A 20645-nucleotide genomic window follows, 5' to 3' on the forward strand; every position below is an offset into this window, starting at 1 on the left:
TATTAATTAAATTATAAAGATACCCCACGTTTCCACGGAATAAAATCGTCTTGGTTTAATTGAACTGCTTTCGGAATAATATCTCCGCTTGCCGCTTTGATGCAATATTCTAAAATTTCTTCGCCCATTTCTTCAATAGATTTTTCACCACTGATAATTGGTCCGCAGTCAATATCGATAATATCTTTCATTCTGGTTGCCAAAACAGAATTCGTAGCGACTTTAATTACAGGACAAACCGGATTTCCTGTCGGTGTTCCTAATCCCGTTGTAAACAAAATTAAAGTTGCTCCGGAAGCTGCTTTTCCAGTCGTTGCTTCTACGTCATTTCCTGGCGTACAAACCAAACTTAATCCTGGTTTTGTAACCAATTCGGTATAATCTAAAACATCAACAACAGGTGAAGTTCCGCCTTTTTTGGCTGCTCCCGCGCTTTTAATCGCATCTGTAATTAATCCGTCTTTGATGTTTCCTGGAGAAGGATTCATGTGGAAACCTGAACCCACTTTATGAGCAAGTTCATCATAAGATTCCATTAAATCGATGAATTTTTTAGCGTTTTCTTCTGTGATACATCTGTCAATTAAATTCTGCTCGGCACCACATAATTCTGGGAATTCTGCCAAAAGAATTTTTCCGCCTAAAGCCACAACCAAATCAGAAGTATATCCAACCGCAGGGTTTGCAGAAACTCCGCTGAAACCGTCGCTTCCGCCACATTTTACACCAATGCATAAATCGCTTAAAGGCGCTTCCGTTCTTTCGTATTGATTGATTTCGATCAAACCTTCAAAAGTTTTTTTGATGGCATTTGTAATCAGAACTTCTTCGCTTTCTGTTTGCTGCTGTTCAAAAATAAACAACGGTTTATCAAAATCTGGATTTTGTCTTTTTACATCATTTACAAAATCCTGAACTTGCAAATGCTGGCATCCTAAACTCAAAAGTGTGATTCCGCCAACGTTCGGGTGGTTTGCATAAGAAGCCAATAAGGCGCTCAAAGTAGAAGCATCCTGACGCGTTCCGCCACAGCCGCCTTGGTGATTTAAGAATTTAATTCCGTCTACATTTTCAAAAACTCGTTTATTTTTTGGAGTTGGATTCAATTCAATATGAATATCGTTAATGTCATTTCCGTTCAAATAACCTTCCAATAATTCGTGCGTAAATTGGTTGTATTTATCCGTTACAGCATAACCCAATTGTTTGTGTAAGGCTTCTTTAATAACATCCAAATTTCTGTTTTCACAAAAAACAGTTGGGATAAAAAGCCAGTAATTGGCCGTTCCAACGCGTCCGTCTTTTCTTTTGTAACCTTTAAAAGTTCTATTTTCGAATTTTGAAACATCAGGTGCATTCCATTCGTATGAAGCATTTCTGTAAGCGTAAGGATCTGCGGCGTGTTTTAAGTTCTCGGTCGTCATTAAACTTCCTTTTGCCACATCATTTTGCACTTTTCCAACCAAAACGCCGTACATATTTACTTCTTCTCCCTGCTTCATATCTTGCATGTAGAATTTATGTTTGGCTTTGATGAGGTCTTGTAAAACGTAAGTTTCGTTTTCAAAATGAATGGTTTCGCCTTTTTGAAGATCGGTTAAGGCAACCAATACATTATCGTCTGGATGCAGTTTTACAACCAGTTTTTTTGTGTTATTCTCAGACATTGTGTTGTTGTTTTTTTTCTTTTTTTGATGTCACTGCTTTTCATTTTATAACATTTTAATCTTCTGATTTTGTATAGAATTCGCGCAGTTAACGAAAAATAAAATTAGGGTTTTTACACATTGGTTAATAGTCCAATATTATCCGTATCTAATCTTTAATTATCTTTGTGGTATGAAATTGGAACAAACCAAAATAGCGTCTTATCTCAATACAAAAGTTTCGGTGCTCAATCGTATCGAACCTTTTTTTCAAGCGCCTTTTCATTCACATCCAGAACTGGAGTTGGTGTATGTAAAAGAGAGTTTTGGAAAACGAATTATCGGAAATTCGGTAATGCCTTTTGAGCCTGGAGATATGGTTTTTTTAGGTTCTGATATTCCGCATGTTTGGCTGAATGATGAAAAATATTATCAGGGAATTGAAGATTTAAGAGCCAATTCAATTGTCGCATATTTTCATAAAGATATTTTCGGACCGACTTTTTACGAATTAAAAGAAACTCAAAAAATCAACGAGCTTTTTTTTCAGGCTGGAAAGGGAATTTCGATTATTGGAAAAACCAATAAACAAATTGCTAAAAAACTGGAGAAATTGGTTTCTAAAAAAGACTTCGAAGTTATTGTTGGACTTTTTGAGATTTTGTCTATTCTTTCTGAAAGTCAGGACAAGATTTATATCAATGATGAAATTTATTCTTTGATGCAAAAAGATTCAAAAGTAGATCGTCTTTCGGAGGTTTTTCAATATGTAAATAAGAATTATAAAAAGAATATTTCCTTAGAAGAAATTGCCGCTGTCGCGAATATGACGCGGACTTCTTTCTGCAGAATGTTTAAAGTAAAAACAAAGAAAAATTTTGTTGATTATCTGCACGAAATCAGAATTTCGAATGCTTGTAAATTGCTTTTGGAAACTGATAAAAACATGTCTGAAATCGCCTATGCTTGTGGGTATAAAACAGCTTCCAACTTTAATAAACTATTTAAAAAGTGTAAAGGAATGACGCCTTCAGATTTTAAGAATAGTGCTATATAAATTTTGCTCAATTCGTAAAAAAAAATAGCCACAAATTCACGAATTAAAATGATGAAGTATATTTGTGTGAAATTAGCTTTAATTTCACGAATTATGATTTATAAAAATTCGTGAATTCGTGGCGAAAAAAATTGCAAAAAAAAAATTAAATAGATCGATCTAAATGTGTGTAACCTCCATCAACATAAATAATCTGTCCAGTAGTATGGCTTGATTTTTCTGAAAGGAGGAAAACTACCATATTTGCAATTTCTTCAGCAGTTGTCATTCTGTTTTCTAACGGAATATTTTTGGTAATCGCGGCTAGTTTTTCTTCTTTATTTTCGAAAGTGTTAATCCATGTTTCGTACAGTGGCGTATAGCATTCAGCCACGATTACAGCGTTTACGCGAATGCTGTATTTCAATAATTCAACAGCCCATTCTCTGGTTAAGGCATTTCTACCACCGTTTGAAGCAGCATACGCTGAGGTTCCGCCTTGACCTGTTTCGGCAGTTTTAGAACCGATGTTTACAATTGCACCTTTTGATTCTTTCAAATACGGAAGTGCGTGTTGCGCCATTAAATAATAATGTACTAAATTTTTGTGAAGCGAAGCAGCGAAATCTTCATAATTTCCGTTTTCTAATCCAACACCGTCATTAACGCCGGCATTGTTTACCAATCCGTCAATGCGGCCGAATTTTGCGATCACGGCTTCAACGGCTTTTTTGCAGTCTTCAGGTTTTGTCAAATCGGCAGCAACTTGATGCGCTTCTTTTCTAATGGCTTTTAATTCTTCTACGGCTTTGATGTTATCATTTTCGTTACGTCCAACGATAAACGGAATAGCGTTTTCTTCGGCTAAAACCTTAACGATTCCTAAACCGATTCCTTTTGCGCCGCCCGTAACGATAATGATTTTTTGCGTTAATGATAATTGCATGGTATTTATGTATTATAATTTAAATTCTGTTTGTTTTTTGCCACAGATTAAAAGAATTAAAAGGATTTTTTTCTCTTCATTGTGTTTTTGCCACGAATTGCACGAATTGCACCAATTGCACCAATTTTAAAATAATTATGAAAAATAAATTAGTGTAATTGCTTCGCCTATTCGCTATCGCTAGAGTCGTGGCAACATTTTACTCTCACAGAAATTTTAATCTTTTTAATCCTTTTAATCTGTGGCTATATTTTTTATTCAATGAATATACTTTAAAAAATTTACAGCTGTTGTTCATGACAAACAACAGCTGTAAAAAGAGAGAATTGAACTGATAATTTATTACCAGAACTTAACATAAAGCGCCACAATAATCAGTAATGTAATTACGATTAAAACTGTAGTTTGTGGCTGTACTTTAAACATTCCAGGTTCTGTCTCGAATGCTTTTGGGTTTACTTTTGGTCCAGCGAAACTTATTAGAATCATGGCAATCATTGTAAATAAAAATGATAATCCCATACAGATGTGGAAAGGAATTTCAAAAGCTCCTTTTCCGTTAGGGTAAGCTGTGTATAAAAGTGTGTCGTTTCCAAATAATGAAGGAGCGTACTCGTTGAATAAAACAGATAATAAGAATCCTAAAATTACTCCAACAATGGCTGCAGATCCCGTAGTTCTTTTCCAAAACATACCTAAGAAGAACATAGCAAAAACTCCAGGGCTAATGAATCCAGTATATTTTTGGATGTATGTAAATCCTCCAACACCACCGATTCCTAAGATGTCATTCCATGTAAATAAAACAGCTAAAAGCATGGCAACAAAAACGGCAATACGACCGATGTTTACTTGTTGTTTTTCACCAGCTTCTTTCTGGATATATTTTTTATGAACGTCTAATGTATAGATTGTAGAAATACTGTTTACTTTTCCAGCTAAAGACGCTACGATTGCAGCAGTTAACGCAGCAACAGAAAGTCCTTTTAATCCCGTTGGAAGGAATGTCAATACAGCAGAATAAGCTCCATCTTTTCCTCCAACTAGTTGAGGCAAGTGTCCGTTTGTATATAAAACATAAGCAGCAATACCAGGAAGCATTACGATAAGAGGCATTAATAATTTTAACATACCAGCAAATAAAATACCTGTACGCGCAGTCTGCAAGTCAGCACCAAGTGCTCTTTGCGTAATGTATTGGTTACATCCCCAGTAGTTTAAGTTGATGATCCAGATACCAGCAGCGTAAGACAACAATCCTGGGAAAGTTAAATATTTATCGATTTCTAATTGAGAAGATGCAGCGGTTGGTTTTGGGATGATCATTTTGAAATGCTCAGGAGCTTCTTTCATTAAAACTTTGAAACCAGCAATTGCATTTTCGCCTACGCCAAAATATTGTCCAACAGTTGTCAAGGCGATATAAGAAGTTACCAAACCTCCAATGATTAAAACCGCAACTTGAATAACATCTGTATAAGCCACAACTTTCATTCCTCCAAGAGAAATAAATAAAGCAAAAATGGCTAATCCTAACATAATAACATGCAGATATTCTCCACCAGCAAGACCATTAATAGCAACTGCTCCCAAATATAAAATAGAAGTAAGGTTTACAAAAACATATAAAAACAGCCAGAATACTGCCATGATAAGCGCAGTAGATTCATTGTAACGTGTTTTTAAGAATTGCGGCATCGTGTAAATCTTGTTTTTAAGATATACAGGAATAAACCATACCGCTACAATAATAAGAGCAACGGCAGCAAGCCATTCGTAAGCAGCAACAGCAATTCCTAAGAAGAAACCTTCGCCACTCATTCCGATGAACTGTTCTGCAGAGATATTAGAAGCAATAAGAGAAGCTCCAATTGCCCACCAAGTTAAATTTCCTTCAGCCAAAAAGTAAGCTTTAGCATCATGTTCGTCCTGTTTACGTTTGCGGTAAACGGTGTAACCGTAGACAGAGACTACGATAAAGTAAATAATAAAAACCGCATAGTCTGCGAAAGCGAGGTTTTGGTTCATTGTTAGTAGTATTTTAAATAATTATTATAGGGTTGTTTGTTTATGTGGTTTTAAAATCAGTTTTTATGTTGTTAAATCTTGTTAAAAATGCAAGATGTGTTTTATTTCTGTTATTTTTTTGCGAAAATAAAAGCAGAAGCCAAATGTAAAATAAAAATTTAGAAATCAACCATTAGCAAATGTGTTTTTTACATTTATAATAAGATAAATGTGTTAAATTTTTATTTTTGGTTTTCTGGAGACTATAAATTGCTAGGCTTTGACCAGACTTTTATAATGTACATCTGAAAGTTGTCTTAAAATTTCAGCACTTTTTTCAGGAGTAATATCTCGTTGCGATTCGCCCAACATTTCGTATCCAACCATAAATTTCTTTACAGTTGCCGATCTTAACAAAGGCGGATAAAAATGCATGTGGAAATGCCATTCTGGATGCAATAAACCATCTGTTGGCGATTGGTGGATTCCTGAAGAATATGGGAATGAAGTATTGAATAAATTGTCGTACTTCGTAGTTAACTGTTTTAAGATTTTCGCGAAAGCAGTGCTTTCTTCAGCAGTAAAATTGGTGATTTTGTTTACCGCTCTTTTGCTTACAATCATCGTTTCGTATGGCCAAATTGCCCAAAACGGAACCAGCGCAACAAAATGATCATTTTCAATTACGATTCTTTCTCCGGCTTTCAATTCAGCTTTTACATAATCTTCTAATAATGTTCTGTCATTTTTATCAAAGTATGATTTTAAGCTGTTTTGTGTTTTTTCAACTTGAGTAGGAAGAGACGACTGTGCCCAGATTTGTCCGTGCGGGTGTGGGTTGCTGCAGCCCATTACACTTCCTTTGTTTTCAAAAATCTGAACGTGGTTAATGTATTTTATATTTCCTAGATCGGTATATTCTTTCTGCCAAGTTTTGATGATGTTTTCAATATCAGCAATTTCCATCTCTGGAAGAGTCAGATCGTGTCTTGGCGAAAAGCAAACTACTCTCGAAATTCCTTGTTCTGGTTTTGCCTTAAAAAAAGTATGTTTAATATCGTCTTCAAAAATAATTTCGTCCTGTTTCATGGCAGCAAAATCATTTTCAAAAACAAAACTGCTTTCGTATGCGGGATTTTTTGCTCCGTTGGCACGAACGTTTCCTGGACACAAATAGCAAGTTGGGTCATATTTAGGAAGTTCTTCGGTTGAAATAGTTTCATTTTGTCCTTGCCAAGGGCGTTTTGCACGATGAGGCGAAACTAATACCCATTCGTTAATTAATGGATTGAAACGTCTGTGCGGGTCTTCGTTAATGTCAAAATTTTTCATTGTAGTGTTGTGGTTTTAAAGTAGCGTTGTTCCGTTTGAGATTTTTACATCATAGAATTTTAATTCAATTCCAAATGTATCTAAATAAAGCTTCGAAAACTTACGCTTAACCTCATTTTCATGTCCTTTTTTAACTAAATTAATGGTACAGCCACCAAAACCGCCTCCCATAAGTCTCGAACCAATAATGGCATCGTCTTCTTTTGCCGTATCAACAAGCATGTCCAGTTCTTCGCAGCTTACTTCATATTCTTGCGATAAACCATAATGAGTTTCAAAAAGCAGTTCTCCTAAAAGCTCAATATTTCCTTGGTCTAAAGCTTCACAAGCTTTGATAACACGATTGATTTCTTTTACTACAAAATGAACTCTGCTGAAAACTTTTTCAGTCATTTTATCTTTAAGGCTCAATACCTGTTCTTCTGTAGCGTTTCTAAAAGTTTTTACTTCTGGAAAATGATTTTTTATGATTGATAAACCTTCTTCGCATTCAATTCTTCTTGTATTGTATTCTGATGTAAACAACGAATGTTTCACATTAGAATCAAATAAAATCAGCGAATAATCTTTAAAGTCGGCATTGTGATATTCAAAATCTAAAGTGTTGCAGTCCAGCTGTATTACTTTGTTTTCAAGACCATGAACGCTAGAAAACTGATCCATAATCCCACAGTTGATACCGACCCAGTGTTCTGCTTTTTGTCCTAATAATGAAATGTCTTTTTTCTCAATTTTTAAATCAAAAAGAGATTTGATTCCGAAAATCATTCCGCACTCCAAAGCGGCAGAAGAAGATAATCCAGAACCAACAGGAATATTGCTGCTGAACACACAATTGAAACCTTCAAAAGAAAATCCGTTGTCTTGTAATTGTTTAATTACGCCTCGAATATAATTTGTCCAAACGATATCACTCAATTTTACTTCCTGAGTTAAGTCAATTTCAAATTCTTCATTCAAATCGATAGCGATTATTTTGGAAGCATTAATGTTGTTTTTTGCAAAAGCAAAGCAAATCACTTTGTCAATTGCAGCAGGTAAAACATAACCGTCATTGTAGTCAATATGTTCTCCAATGATGTTGATTCTGCCTGGAGAAAGTACTGTTTTTTGAGGAGAAGATCCGAAAGATTTCTCAAAAAAAGCAACAGTATTTTGTATTAAAATATCATTCATTATAGTTGTTGTAATTGTGGTATTGTATAAATAGTTAGTTTATGGTTTCAAATTTGTAAAGTGTCTTCTGCGTGTATTCTTCCCCTTTTTTCAAAACAGCATTAGGAAAATGAGCCTGATTTGGTGCATCTGGAAAATTCTGTGTTTCAAAACAAATTCCGCTTTGAGCGTTGTAATCGACATTTTCTTTTCCTTTTAGTTTTCCGAAACAATTTCCGCCTACATATATGTGTACGCTTGGCTGATCGGTGTAAACATTCATTCTCAGTTTGTTCTTTAAACTGATTAATTGCGCTACGATTTCGGTTTTAGAATTTACCACAAAAGAATTGTCTATTGGAAACGGACAACTTTTTGCAGTTCTAAAATCAAAATCATGATTCGTCAAATTGGTATAATTTCCTGTTGGAATATTATCTTGATTTGTTTCCAGCATTTTATCAGATTTGATGAACATCTGTTGTTCTAAAACATTACCATCATGTCCGTCAAGGTTAAAATAACTGTGATGTGTCAAGTTGATAATAGTATCTTCGGTTGACGTAGCTTTATATTCTAATTTTAATTCGTTTTCTTCTGTTAAAGTATATGTCAGGTAAACGATCATTTCTCCAGGAAAATTTTCGTCTAAATGCGCGCTCAAAAGCCCAAAAGTTATAGAAGGATTTTCTCCACTTTTAGCATCAGTTACGCTCCAAGCTTTTCTTCCAAAACCCATTTCACCACCGTGAAGCGTATTTCCATTATTGTTCCCATCAAGCTGAAATTTTGTGCCATTAAGACTGAAAGAAGCATTATGAATGCGTCCAGCGTAACGTCCAACCGTGGTTCCAAAATAAGGAGCGCTTGGTAAATTATATGATTCTAAATACGATTCTAAATTGTCAAACCCTAATACAACATCTGTTAAGTTTCCGTTTACCGGAATTTGGATAGAAGTTACAGTTGCACCATAATTGATGATCTGAACTTTCATTCCGTTTTTGTTAACCAGATCAAATGAATAAATTTCTTCCTTATTGGGCATTAAACCAAACAATTTGCAATTTTGAATCTCTTTTAAATACGATATGTGTTTTATTTCCATATAATTTTTACCAAAAATGAAATCCAAAAGTAGAAACATTTTCTATATTTGCATACCAGTACCTACCAGTTTTTAATATTAATAGTCAAAATGACTTTATCATAAGGGTGATTTCAATTCAAAATACTATTGGTCTGCCAAAATATAAGCAGATAATTCTTTCAATCGAAAAAGCGATTGAAGAGGGAAATTTAATTAAAGGAGATAGGCTTCCATCTGTAAATAAAGTCTGTCTGGCTTTTTCCTTATCGCGAGATACGGTTTTATTGGCGTATGACGAATTGAAGAAAAGAGGAATTATTTACGCCATTCCTGGTAAGGGCTATTATGTTAAAAGCGTTGAAATTACTATAACTCAGAAGATTTTCCTGCTTTTTGACGAATTGAATATTTTCAAAGAAGATATTTATAATTCGTTTTTAAAAAACATCGGAAAAAATGTTCAAGTCGATATTTTCTTTCATCATTTTAATGTTCAGGTTTTCAAAAAACTCATAAATGACAGTAATGGAAATTATACAAGGTATATTATTATGCCGACGAACTTAAGCGACATTACAGATTCGATAAAAACCCTACCAGTAAGCGATGTAATTATATTGGATCAGACCAATCCTGAGTTAAAAATGTTTCCAGCGATCTACCAAAACCATCAAAAAGATATTTACGAAGGTTTAATGAAAGGCAAATCTCGATTGTCAAAATACAAAAAACTGATTTTAATTTTTCCTGGTTTTAGAGAACCTCCAGGAATGAAATTGGGTTTTGAATCGTTTTGCCAAGCCTATAGTTTTGATTATGAAATTATCTCAGATTTCAGCAATCAATCTATTGCCTTAGGAGATCTATATATTATTCCTCACGATCGCGATTTGCTTTTGGTGATAGAAAATGCAATGAGTAGAAACTTAAAATTAGGAGAGGATTTTGGCATTATATCGTATAATGAAACGCCATTGAAGAAAATTGCCGCAAACGGAATCACTACGATTTCCACCAATTTTGAATTAATGGGAAAAATTCTGGCCGATATGGTTCTGCAGGGAATAAAAGAGCAGATCGAAAACAAATCTGCTCTTATAGTAAGGAATTCTCTATAAATTTCTCCCGCAGATTTAGCAGACTTTTTTTGATAATTGATCAGCCAAATCTCTTAAATCTGCGAGAGAATAAATATATTCTTATAGATTGAGTGCAAAATTGTTTTGCAGTTTCTCTTCGTATTTCTCTTTATTAAAGGTATATAAATAAGAACCTTTTCTAGAAGATTGCATGTCTTTTTCGTCTAATTTATTTAAAATTTCAAGCGAATTAATTTTGCTGATGAAATTTCTTTTGTCCAATTCTTTGCTCAAAATAGCTTCATACAATTCTAAAAGCTGACGCATTGTGAATTTCTCAGGAAGCAATTCGAAACCAATTGGTTTGATCGAAGTTTTGTAGCGAAGCCTCTTAATGGCATTTTCAACCATTTCATTGTGGTCAAAAATTAAGTTTGGCGCATCATTAATAGGAAACCATTCTGCGTGATAATTTTTAATTAGTTCTGCATTATGGTTTTCGATATTAATTAAAGCAAAATAAGAAACCGAAATGGTTCTTTCTACCGGGTCACGATCAATTTCGCTGTAAGCATGCAACTGCTCCATATAAATATCGTTCAGACCTGTATATGTATTTAAGATTCGAGTTGCGGCAGCATCTAAAACTTCATCATGTTTTAGAAATCCTCCGATCAAGGACCATTTTCCCTTTTCAGGTTCAAAATCTCTTTGAATCAAAAGGATTTTCAGACCATCATTGTCAAATCCGAAAATGATGCAGTCTACCGCCAGTAAAACTTTATCAGCAGAGCTATAACTATTTAGCATATATAATTAATTTGGATGGGTAAATATATAAACTTCTTAAATCGTATCATAATTTATTAATGTAACATTTACACTTAACTGTAATTTGTTACGAAATAAGTGTTTTTTGGTTTACAATTTATGGGGATTGCGGATAAAAATTTTGTTCGGCTTAGAAGTGCCCAAATTTATGCAAAGTTTTTTATTTTAATAGGTTTTTAAATATTGCTTTCTAATTATTTTAAAGGAATTGTTGAGAAATATGTTTTTTATTATGGTTAAATTGACTATTAGTCATTTTTTTAACTACATTTACAAATGTTTAAAACACACTTAAATACTGTTTGAGTCTTTTTTTAAACTTAAAAATATTCAAATCGACTTATAAAAAACTTACTTACTATTTAAACCACATTATGAAAAAACCACTTTTCCTTTTGGTGCTGGCACTGTTTTATCAGTACGCATTTTCTCAGATTACTACAATTTCGATAAAAAACAATAATGATTCGCCTATTATTAGCAAGCATATTTACGGTCATTTTGCAGAGCATTTAGGACATTGTATTTATGGTGGATTTTTTGTTGGAGATACTTCTAAAATTCCAAATACCAACGGAGTTCGAAATGATATTGTAAAAGCATTAAAAGATTTAAAAATTCCGAATTTAAGATGGCCAGGCGGATGTTTTGCCGATACATACCATTGGAAGGATGGAATAGGTCCGAAAGAACAGCGCCCAACGATTGTAAACCAATGGTGGGGAGGAGTTACAGAAGACAATAGTTTTGGAACGCATGACTTTTTAAATATGTGCGAATTGCTTGGGGCAGAACCGTATTTGTCTGGAAATGTTGGAAGCGGATCAGTTCAGGAATTGGCAGACTGGGTACAGTACACCAATTTTGGAGGCAAAAGTCCGATGAGTGATATGCGAAAGAAAAATGGAAGAACCGAGCCGTGGAAAGTAAAATACTGGGGAATTGGAAATGAAGCTTGGGGCTGCGGAGGAAATATGACCGCAGATTATTACGCAAACGAATATAAAAAGTTTGCCACTTTTATGTCTGATTGGGGAAATGGTGGAATCACAAGAATTGCGTCTGGAGCAAACAGTTCTGATTACAACTGGACAGAAGTTTTAATGAAAAATATTCCGTTAAATATGCTTGGTGGTGTTGGCGTTCATCATTATGCTGTAATCAATTGGGACAAAAAAGGTGCCGATGTTGATTTTACCGAAAAAGAGTATTTCTTAACGATGCAGTCTGCTTTAAAAATGGAAGAATTAGTGACAAAACATGCTGCTGTTATGGATAAATACGATCCAGAAAAAAAAGTGGCTATGATTGTAGACGAATGGGGAGGTTGGTATGAAGTTCAGAAAGGAACAAATCCAGGATTTTTATATCAGCAAAATACTATGAGAGATGCTGTGTTGGCAGGTGCAACATTAAATATTTTCAATAATCACGCAGACCGAGTTAAAATGGCAAATCTAGCGCAGTGTGTGAATGTTCTTCAAGCTGTAATCTTAACCGATAAAGCAAAAATGATTACAACTCCAACCTATCATGTCATGAAAATGTACAGTGTGCATCAAGATGCTAAATTGATTCCGATCGAATTTAAATCGCCTTCTTATACTTTTAACGGAGAAAGCATCCCCGCAGTTTCGGCTTCGGCTTCAAAAGATGCGAGCGGATTGGTTCATATTTCGTTAGTGAATATTGATGCTGTAAATAAGAACAAAATCGAAATTGACATAAAAGATTTGGGCGTTAAAAACTTTACCGGAAGTATAATTACTTCTCAAAAACTTCAGGACTATAATTCTTTCGAAAATCCAAACAAAATTATTCCAGTTGCTTTTAAAGGTTTTGAAAACAAAAAAGGAAAGCTAGAAATTACAATTCCGCCATTTTCGGTATTGGTTTTAGAGGGAAAATAACATTTAATAACTAAAATTTTTTCGGGACAGATACGACTTTCTGGATTTTAGATGAAATAATCGCAATGTTATAAATGTATTACTGACATTTATTTTTTGAAAAGGTGCTAAAATGCTGTTTTAATGCATTTATAGCAAAAATGAATTATGCAATTTCAATTAAGTGTTTTTTGTACACTTATGAAATATTTATCTCTATATTTGTCAATATTTTAAAAATAAAATAGAATGAAAAATTATGTAATAGGATTGGACTACGGAACAGATTCTGTTCGTGCGGTGCTGATAGACGCTGAAAATGGACAAGAATTGGCATCCAATGTTTCTCATTACAAAAGATGGAAAAACAAGCAATATTGTGACGCCTCTATAAATCAGTTTCGCCAGCATCCTCTGGATCATATCGAAGGATTGGAAATCACGATTCAAAATGTAGTTAAAGAAAGTAAAGTAGATCCTTCGTTAGTAAAAGGAATCTGTATTGATACAACAGGATCTTCTCCAGTTCCAGTTACAAAAGATGGAACGCCATTGGCATTAACAAAAGGTTTTGAAGAAAATCCGAATGCGATGATGGTTTTATGGAAAGATCATACTTCTATAAATGAAGCAAACGAAATCAACGAACTGGCAGTAAGCTGGGGTGGAGAAGATGTTACAAAATATGTGGGTGGAATTTATTCTTCTGAATGGTTTTGGGCAAAAATCCTTCACGTTACAAGACAAGATGAAGCAGTTAGAAATGCGGCGCACACTTGGATGGAGCACTGCGATTTAATGACGTATTTGTTAATTGAAGATAAAGATTTAAAAACCTTCAAAAGAAGCCGTTGTGCAGCAGGACATAAAGCAATGTGGCATACAGACTGGAACGGATTACCGCCAGTTGAATTCTTAGAAAAATTACATCCTTATTTAGCGCAGCTTCGCGGAAACTTATACTATGAAACGTATACCTCAGATTTAGTTGCCGGAAATTTAAGCAAAGAATGGGCAGATCGTTTAGGACTTTCGACAGAAACAGTTGTGGCTGTTGGAACTTTCGACGCGCATTCTGGAGCAGTTGGAGCTAAAATCGAAGAGAATACTTTGGTTCGTGTTATGGGAACTTCAACTTGTGATATTCTAGTTGGTTCTTATGATGAGGTTGGAACAAAAACCGTTCGCGGAATTTGCGGACAAGTTGATGGATCTGTGATTCCAGGATTTATTGGTTTGGAAGCAGGACAATCAGCTTTTGGAGATTTATTGGCTTGGTACAAAGAATTATTAATGTGGCCGACGGAACATTTATTAGGTTCTTCGTCACTTTTAAATGATGCTCAAAAAGAACAATTAAGAGAAGAATTCAGCGATAAATTAATTGTCGAATTGACGAAAGAGGCGGAGAAAATTCCAGTTTCAGAAAGTCTTCCAATTGCTTTAGACTGGATTAACGGACGAAGAACTCCAGATGCCAACCAAGAATTAAAAAGCGCAATTTCGAATCTTTCTTTAGGAACAAAAGCACCACATATTTTCAAAGCTTTAGTAAATGCAATCTGTTTTGGAGCGAAGAAAATTGTAGATCGTTTTGAAGAAGAAGGTGTGAAAATAGACAGCGTAATCGGAATTGGTGGTGTGGCTCGTAAATCTCCTTTCATCATGCAGACTTTGGCGAATGTTTTAAATAAGCCAATCAAAATTGCAGCTTCAGATCAGACTCCAGCTTTAGGTGCAGCAATTTACGCAGCGGTTGCGGCTGGAATTTATCCAAATGTAATCGAAGCAAGCCAGAAAATCGGAAGTGATTTTGACGGAGAATATTTCCCTCAGACAGACAAAGTCGAAGCGTATCATAAACTGCTTTTAGGATACGAAAAACTAAGTGCTTTTGCAGATCCAAACCTTAAAATATCGCAACATGAGCTCTCAATATAAAGATTTAAAACAAGAATGTTACGAAGCCAATATGCAGTTAAATGCATTGAATTTGGTGGTGTACACTTTTGGAAATGTAAGCGCCGTAGACAGGGAAAAAGGCGTTTTTGCCATTAAACCAAGCGGTGTTCCTTACGAAGACTTAAAACCTGAAGATATTGTAATTGTTGATTTTGATAATAATGTGATTGAAGGAAATCTGCGTCCGTCGTCAGATACCAAAACGCATGCTTACTTATACAAAAACTGGCCAAATATTGGCGGAGTAGCGCATACGCACGCGACATATTCTGTGGCTTGGGCGCAATCTCAATTGGATATTCCGATTTTCGGAACAACTCATGCCGATCATTTAACGGCTGATATTCCGTGCGCACCGCCAATGGCTGATTCTTTAATTGAAGGAAACTATGAGCACAATACCGGAATTCAGATTCTAGATTGCTTCAAAGAAAAAAATCTTTCTTACGAAGAAGTGGAAATGATTCTGATTGGAAATCACGGCCCATTCGCTTGGGGAAAAAATGCAGCAAAAGCGGTTTACAACAGTAAAGTTTTGGAAGTTGTAGCAGAAATGGCGTATCTGACTTTACAAATAAATCCAAACGCACCAAGATTAAAAGATTCATTAATAAAGAAACATTACAACCGCAAACACGGAAAAGATTCGTATTACGGACAGTAATGATTTTGTTTCAGGTTTCAAGTTTGTTTTGTTTCAAGTTGTTGGAACGTGAAACTTGGAACATGAAACAAACAAAAACAAAAATAATAATATAACAATAAGATTTTCCGCATTTCAAACTTGAAACTTGAAACAAAGAAAACTTGAAACAAAATAAAAAATGATTGATATATCTCAAAAAGAAGTATGGTTTGTAGTAGGAAGCCAAGAATTATACGGTGAAGAAACACTTAGAAAAGTAGCAGAACATTCTCAGATTATTGCAAAAGGATTAGATGCTTCATCTTCAATTCCAGTAAAAGTGGTTTATAAAGATGTGGTAAAATCGCCTTCGCAGATTTTAGATGTATGTTTGGCTGCAAACTCTGCTAAAAACTGTATCGGAATTATTGCTTGGATGCACACTTTTTCTCCAGCAAAAATGTGGATCGGGGGATTAAATATCCTTAAAAAACCATTATGTCATTTACACACGCAATACAATGCTGAAATTCCGTGGGGAAGTATCGATATGGATTTCATGAACTTGAACCAATCGGCTCACGGAGATCGTGAATTCGGTTTTATCATGTCTAGATTACGTAAAAAACGTAAAGTTGTTGTAGGACATTGGGAAGACCAAAGAGTTCAAAAACAACTAGGAATTTGGTCGAGAGTGGTTTTAGGTTGGGATGAACTTCAAAACCTAAAAGTAGCTCGTATTGGAGACAATATGCGCGAAGTTGCCGTTACAGAAGGTGATAAAGTTGAAGCTCAAATTCGTTTCGGAATGTCGGTAAACGGCTATGATTCTTCAGACGTTACAAAACATATTGAGAAAGTAACAGATAAACAATTGGCTGATTTATTAGCTGTTTATGAGTCTTCATATAACTTAACCGATTCTTTAAAAGAAGGTGGAGCGCAAAGAAGTTCTTTGGTTGAAGCGGCAAAAATTGAATTAGGTTTAAGAGCTTTCCTTGAAGAAGGAGGTTTTGGAGCTTTTACGGATACGTTTGAAAACCTTGGCGTTTGGAAACAATTACCAGGAATCGCAACACAAAGATTAATGGCCGATGGTTATGGTTTTGGTGGAGAAGGAGATTGGAAAACGGCAGCAATGGTTAGAGCTTTAAAAGTAATGTGTGTAGGTTTAGAAGGCGGAACTTCTTTCATGGAAGATTATACGTACCATTTCACACCGCAAAAATCATACGTGTTAGGTTCTCACATGCTGGAAATCTGTCCATCTATTGCTGACGGAAAACCTTCTTGCGAAGTGCATCCATTAGGAATTGGAGGAAAAGAAGATCCAGCTCGTTTGGTATTCAATTCTCCTGCTGGAGATGCAATCAATGTTTCTTTGGTTGATATGGGAACTCGTTTCCGTTTAATCGTTAACGAAGTGGAAGCAGTGAAACCAATGGCAGAATTACCAAAACTTCCAGTTGCACGTGTTCTTTGGGATTGTAAACCAAATCTTGAAGTTGCAGCAACAGCTTGGATTTTGGCTGGTGGAGCGCATCATACAGTTTACAGCCAGTCAATTACAACAGAATATATGGAAGATTTTGCAGATATCGCAGGAATCGAATTATTGGTAATTGATGAAAAAACAACAGTAAGAGAATTCAAAGATAAAATCAACGCAAACGAAGCCTATTTCCATTTGTTCCAACACGGCCTGTAAGGCAGTAAAATGTAATTTGTAAGATGTAAAATGTGAAAAAACTTAAAAAGGTAATTTTGACATTTTTAAAATGATTAAATTTCACATCTGACATTTTACTTCTAACATTTAACTATTTACAAACCAAAAAAACTATCATTTATGAATGTATTTAAACGTTCCCTTTTCATACTAAGCATGCTCGGTATTGCTATAGTTACAGTTCAATGCAAAAGCGATAAAAAAATGGATAACACTACAGTTTCTTCAGATAAAAAAGCAGAAGTTACAATTGAAAAATCGGAATACGGAACAACAGCTAAAGGCGAAAAAGTTGAGAGCTATAAACTGAAAAACCAAAATGGGATGGAAGTTGATATCATCACTTTTGGTGGAAGAATTACAGATTTGAAAGTACCAAATAAAGCGGGTGTTTCAGAAAATGTAGTAATCGGTTTTAACTCTTTAGCACAATACGAAAAAGAGAATCCGTTTTTCGGAGCTTTGATCGGAAGATACGGAAACCGAATTGCTAAAGGTAAATTTTCTTTAGATGGAAAAGAATATCAGTTGGCGATTAATAATGCGCCGAATGCTTTACATGGTGGTCCACAAGGATTTTTTAATGTAGTTTGGAAAGCTGATGAGGTTAAATCTGGTGAAACAGCTTCATTAAAATTGTCTTACTTAAGTAAAGATATGGAAGAAGGTTATCCTGGAAACTTAAAGGTTTTTGTGACTTATACATTGACAAATGATAATCAGTTGGAAGTTTTATATGAAGCAACTACTGACAAGAAAACGGTTGTTAACTTAACACAGCATTCATATTTCAATTTATCTGGAGATTTTACTAAAACAATCTTAGATCACGAATTGACTTTAAATGCAGATAAATTAGTTCCAGTTGATGCAGATTTGATTCCGACAGGAAAATTAGAAGATGTTGCTGGTACACCTTTCGATTTCAGAACTCCAAAATTAATTGGGGCAGCTATCAATGCTAAAAATGATCAATTGGAAAAAGGAAAAGGTTACGATCACTGTTGGGTGTTGAATAACCCTGAAAAGGGAAAAACAATTATTGCAAAAGTATACCACGCAGCAAGCGGAAGAGTTATGGAAATGACAACAGACGAACCTGGAATTCAATTCTATTCTGGAAACTTCCTTGACGGAACTTTACCAATGCCAAACGGAGGAACTTTTGCGCATAGAACAGGATTATGTCTAGAAACAGAACATTATCCAGATTCTCCAAACCAGAAAAATTTCCCAACAACGGTTTTAAATCCAGGAGAAAATTATAAAACGAAAACTACTTTTAAGTTTTCAGTTAAGAAATAGTTTTAGAATCTGTTTATTAATTTAGTAATTTCTAAGAACCTTGAAAGTTTATGCTTTCGAGGTTTTTTTGTTTGTAAATATCAAAACACATTTCCTTCAACAAGTATTTTATTGATTTATTCGAATCTTTCTTACATTTGAGAAATAACTATCCTAAAAAAACTTACTTATGAAGAAACCAGTCAAATTGCTAATGGCTGTATTAGCTTATTCTGTATGTGTAATAGCAAACGCCCAGATTCAGATGAATTTTAAATTTGATACGCCTTATGGTAACAATACCGCTGTTGGAAAGTTTGTCGAACTCAATGGAGCTAAAATCTATTATGAAGAATATGGAAAAGGTGAACCTTTGTTATTGATTCACGGAAACGGAGGAAATATTGAATCAATGGGAAATCAAATTGATTATTTTAAAAGTAAATACAGAGTTATTGCTGTCGATAGTAGAGGGCAAGGAAAATCGGAATTGAAAACGGATTCTCTTACCTATGTGCAAATTACAAAAGATATGGAAGGACTGGTTAATTACTTAAAATTAGATTCGATAAGTGTTATTGGCTGGAGTGACGGAGGAATTGTTGGGCTGCAAATGGGGATTTCAGGGAAGTCAAAAATAAAGAAAATTGTAACCATGGGCGCCAATTTAAGGCCAGATTCTACGGCTGTTAACTCGTACGCGATAAAAGACATTCAGGGTATGAGAAAAATGGTTATTTCGAAAATTAAAGAAAAAGACACGAGCGAAAATTGGAATCTGTTGAAACAACTTTCAGGACTTTTAGTAGATCAACCTAATATACCAACTAAAGATTTATCAAAAATTAAAGCAAAAGTGCTTGTAATAGCTGGAGATAGGGATGTAATCAGAAATGAGCATACGGTCGAAATTTTTGAAAATTTATCTAAAGCACAGCTTTGTATTTTACCTGGCGAAACGCATTTTGCTCCAGCTTCAAGTCCGGAAGTATTTAATGCAGTCGCAAATAAGTTTTTATCAGAACCATTTAAAAGACCAGATTCAGATTTGACTAAATTGGGTCAATAAAATTCAATCAATAGAATTGTTTTTTAATCTCGCAAAGTCGCAATGACGCCAAGAAAATAAACTATGCGGCTCCGCGACTTTGCGAGATTAATTTATCCCAAGTTTCGAAAAATCTTAACTTAGCGAAATGAAACATCTATTCAAAGCACAATTAAACTGGATTTCAAAACAAAACCCAGAAGAATCATCCAAAAGATTCTACAGCAAAACCCATCAAATAAAAATTGAAGGAAAACCAATTTTAGATGTTTCAGCAGCAAAAGCTTTTAAAGGTGATCCATCATTATATAATCCTGAAGATTTATTGTTGAGCAGTTTAGTTTCTTGTCATATGATGTCTTATTTATACGTCTGTTCTCAAAACGGAATTGAAGTTCTCGAATATTCAGACAATGCAGAAGCAACGCTAGAAGTAAATCCAGACGGAAGCGGACGTTTTGTTGAAGCAAGATTATATCCGAAAGTAAAAATCTCAAATCCAGATAAAATAGAATTGGCTTTAGAACTGCATCATAAAGCAAATCAATTGTGCTTTATTGCTAATTCTTGCAGTTTTCCTGTTTTGCATGATGCGAGTTGTGAAGTAATATAAAAGAAAAAACCTCTTCTGTTAAGAAGAGGTTTTTCGTACCCGGAGCCGGAGTCGAACCGGCACGGTTTCCCACAGGTGTTTGAGACCAGCGCGTCTACCAATTCCGCCATCCGGGCGTAGCAGACGAAAAAATAAATGATAAATCAGTTATTTTAACGCAATAGAATGAAGTCATAAATGGCGCCATTCCTTTAACACGGTGCAAATGTAAAAAATAATTTTAAAAATTCTAATAAAAATACTTAATTTTTTGCTTTCAGTGTTCAATAAATTTTATAAATTTGCAGCTCGTTAAAACGAAGCACACACAACTAACTACATCCGAGACATTTATACGCTTTCTGCTTTATTTAAATAATAAAGTTGAATTGTA

At 34.7% G+C, this 20645-nt stretch carries 16 protein-coding genes and 1 tRNA gene; 9 read left to right on the plus strand and 8 right to left on the minus strand.

The features are described from left to right. Positions 1-11 precede the first annotated feature (11 nt). A complete protein-coding gene (locus tag DMB71_RS18210; protein ID WP_111368469.1) occupies positions 12-1667 on the minus strand; it encodes a UxaA family hydrolase in 1656 nt (551 codons plus the stop codon). Between the two features lie 172 nt (positions 1668-1839). Here DMB71_RS18210 and DMB71_RS18215 point away from each other — a divergent pair, with 172 nt between their 5' ends. Then, positions 1840-2703 (plus strand): AraC family transcriptional regulator, encoded by an 864-nt coding sequence (locus tag DMB71_RS18215; protein WP_111368471.1) that lies wholly within the window; start codon positions 1840-1842, stop codon positions 2701-2703. 145 nt (positions 2704-2848) lie between these two features. On the opposite strand, the gene DMB71_RS18220 is transcribed toward DMB71_RS18215, so the two are convergent. From DMB71_RS18220 to DMB71_RS18240, 5 genes are all read right to left on the minus strand, one after another. Next, on the minus strand, positions 2849-3628 hold the full coding sequence (locus DMB71_RS18220) for an SDR family oxidoreductase (protein ID WP_111368473.1): 780 nt from the start codon (positions 3626-3628) through the stop codon (positions 2849-2851). A 342-nt stretch (positions 3629-3970) separates the two neighbouring features. Further along, positions 3971-5656 (minus strand): sodium/sugar symporter, encoded by a 1686-nt coding sequence (locus DMB71_RS18225; RefSeq protein WP_111368474.1) that lies wholly within the window; start codon positions 5654-5656, stop codon positions 3971-3973. Between the two features lie 252 nt (positions 5657-5908). Beyond that, on the minus strand, positions 5909-6967 hold the full coding sequence (locus DMB71_RS18230; RefSeq protein ID WP_111368476.1) for a UDP-glucose--hexose-1-phosphate uridylyltransferase: 1059 nt from the start codon (positions 6965-6967) through the stop codon (positions 5909-5911). Positions 6968-6982: 15 nt separating this feature from the next. Next, positions 6983-8143 carry a galactokinase gene (galK, locus tag DMB71_RS18235; RefSeq protein ID WP_111368478.1) on the minus strand — a complete coding sequence of 387 codons (1161 nt, stop codon included), beginning with the start codon at positions 8141-8143 and terminating at the stop codon, positions 6983-6985. Between the two features lie 34 nt (positions 8144-8177). Then, the gene (locus DMB71_RS18240; protein ID WP_111368480.1) at positions 8178-9230 is read right to left on the minus strand and encodes an aldose epimerase family protein; all 1053 of its coding nucleotides are present in this window, start codon (positions 9228-9230) and stop codon (positions 8178-8180) included. A gap of 101 nt (positions 9231-9331) precedes the next feature. Between DMB71_RS18240 and DMB71_RS18245 the strand changes: the two genes are divergently transcribed. After that, on the plus strand, positions 9332-10330 hold the full coding sequence (locus DMB71_RS18245; protein ID WP_111368481.1) for a GntR family transcriptional regulator: 999 nt from the start codon (positions 9332-9334) through the stop codon (positions 10328-10330). Positions 10331-10411: 81 nt separating this feature from the next. Here DMB71_RS18245 and DMB71_RS18250 read toward each other — a convergent pair whose 3' ends face one another. After that, positions 10412-11101 carry an NUDIX hydrolase gene (locus tag DMB71_RS18250; RefSeq protein ID WP_111368483.1) on the minus strand — a complete coding sequence of 230 codons (690 nt, stop codon included), beginning with the start codon at positions 11099-11101 and terminating at the stop codon, positions 10412-10414. A 395-nt stretch (positions 11102-11496) separates the two neighbouring features. On the opposite strand from DMB71_RS18250, the gene DMB71_RS18255 reads away from it, so the two are divergent. The 7 genes from DMB71_RS18255 (at position 11497) to DMB71_RS18285 (ending at position 20272) form a co-directional block, all read left to right on the plus strand. Further along, positions 11497-13032 (plus strand): alpha-N-arabinofuranosidase, encoded by a 1536-nt coding sequence (locus DMB71_RS18255; protein WP_111368484.1) that lies wholly within the window; start codon positions 11497-11499, stop codon positions 13030-13032. Between the two features lie 228 nt (positions 13033-13260). Then, positions 13261-14952: a ribulokinase gene (locus tag DMB71_RS18260; RefSeq protein ID WP_111368486.1), complete on the plus strand. Its 1692-nt coding sequence runs from the start codon at positions 13261-13263 to the stop codon at positions 14950-14952. Next, the gene (locus DMB71_RS18265) at positions 14936-15637 is read left to right on the plus strand and encodes an L-ribulose-5-phosphate 4-epimerase (RefSeq protein WP_111368488.1); all 702 of its coding nucleotides are present in this window, start codon (positions 14936-14938) and stop codon (positions 15635-15637) included. The genes DMB71_RS18260 and DMB71_RS18265 overlap by 17 nt, the downstream gene beginning before the upstream one ends. 160 nt (positions 15638-15797) lie before the next feature. Further along, positions 15798-17306 carry an L-arabinose isomerase gene (araA, locus tag DMB71_RS18270; RefSeq protein ID WP_111368490.1) on the plus strand — a complete coding sequence of 503 codons (1509 nt, stop codon included), beginning with the start codon at positions 15798-15800 and terminating at the stop codon, positions 17304-17306. A gap of 141 nt (positions 17307-17447) precedes the next feature. Further along, the gene (locus DMB71_RS18275) at positions 17448-18632 is read left to right on the plus strand and encodes an aldose epimerase family protein (RefSeq protein ID WP_111368491.1); all 1185 of its coding nucleotides are present in this window, start codon (positions 17448-17450) and stop codon (positions 18630-18632) included. Between the two features lie 169 nt (positions 18633-18801). Further along, positions 18802-19680, plus strand: a complete 879-nt coding sequence (locus DMB71_RS18280; protein WP_111368493.1) for an alpha/beta fold hydrolase — start codon at positions 18802-18804, stop codon at positions 19678-19680. A gap of 127 nt (positions 19681-19807) precedes the next feature. Beyond that, a complete protein-coding gene (locus DMB71_RS18285; protein ID WP_111368495.1) occupies positions 19808-20272 on the plus strand; it encodes an OsmC family protein in 465 nt (154 codons plus the stop codon). Positions 20273-20308: 36 nt separating this feature from the next. Here DMB71_RS18285 and DMB71_RS18290 read toward each other — a convergent pair. Beyond that, positions 20309-20388 (minus strand) — tRNA-Leu (locus tag DMB71_RS18290). Positions 20389-20645 lie beyond the last annotated feature (257 nt).

It is taken from the genome of Flavobacterium tistrianum, assembly GCF_003254545.1.
Classification (GTDB): domain Bacteria; phylum Bacteroidota; class Bacteroidia; order Flavobacteriales; family Flavobacteriaceae; genus Flavobacterium; species Flavobacterium tistrianum.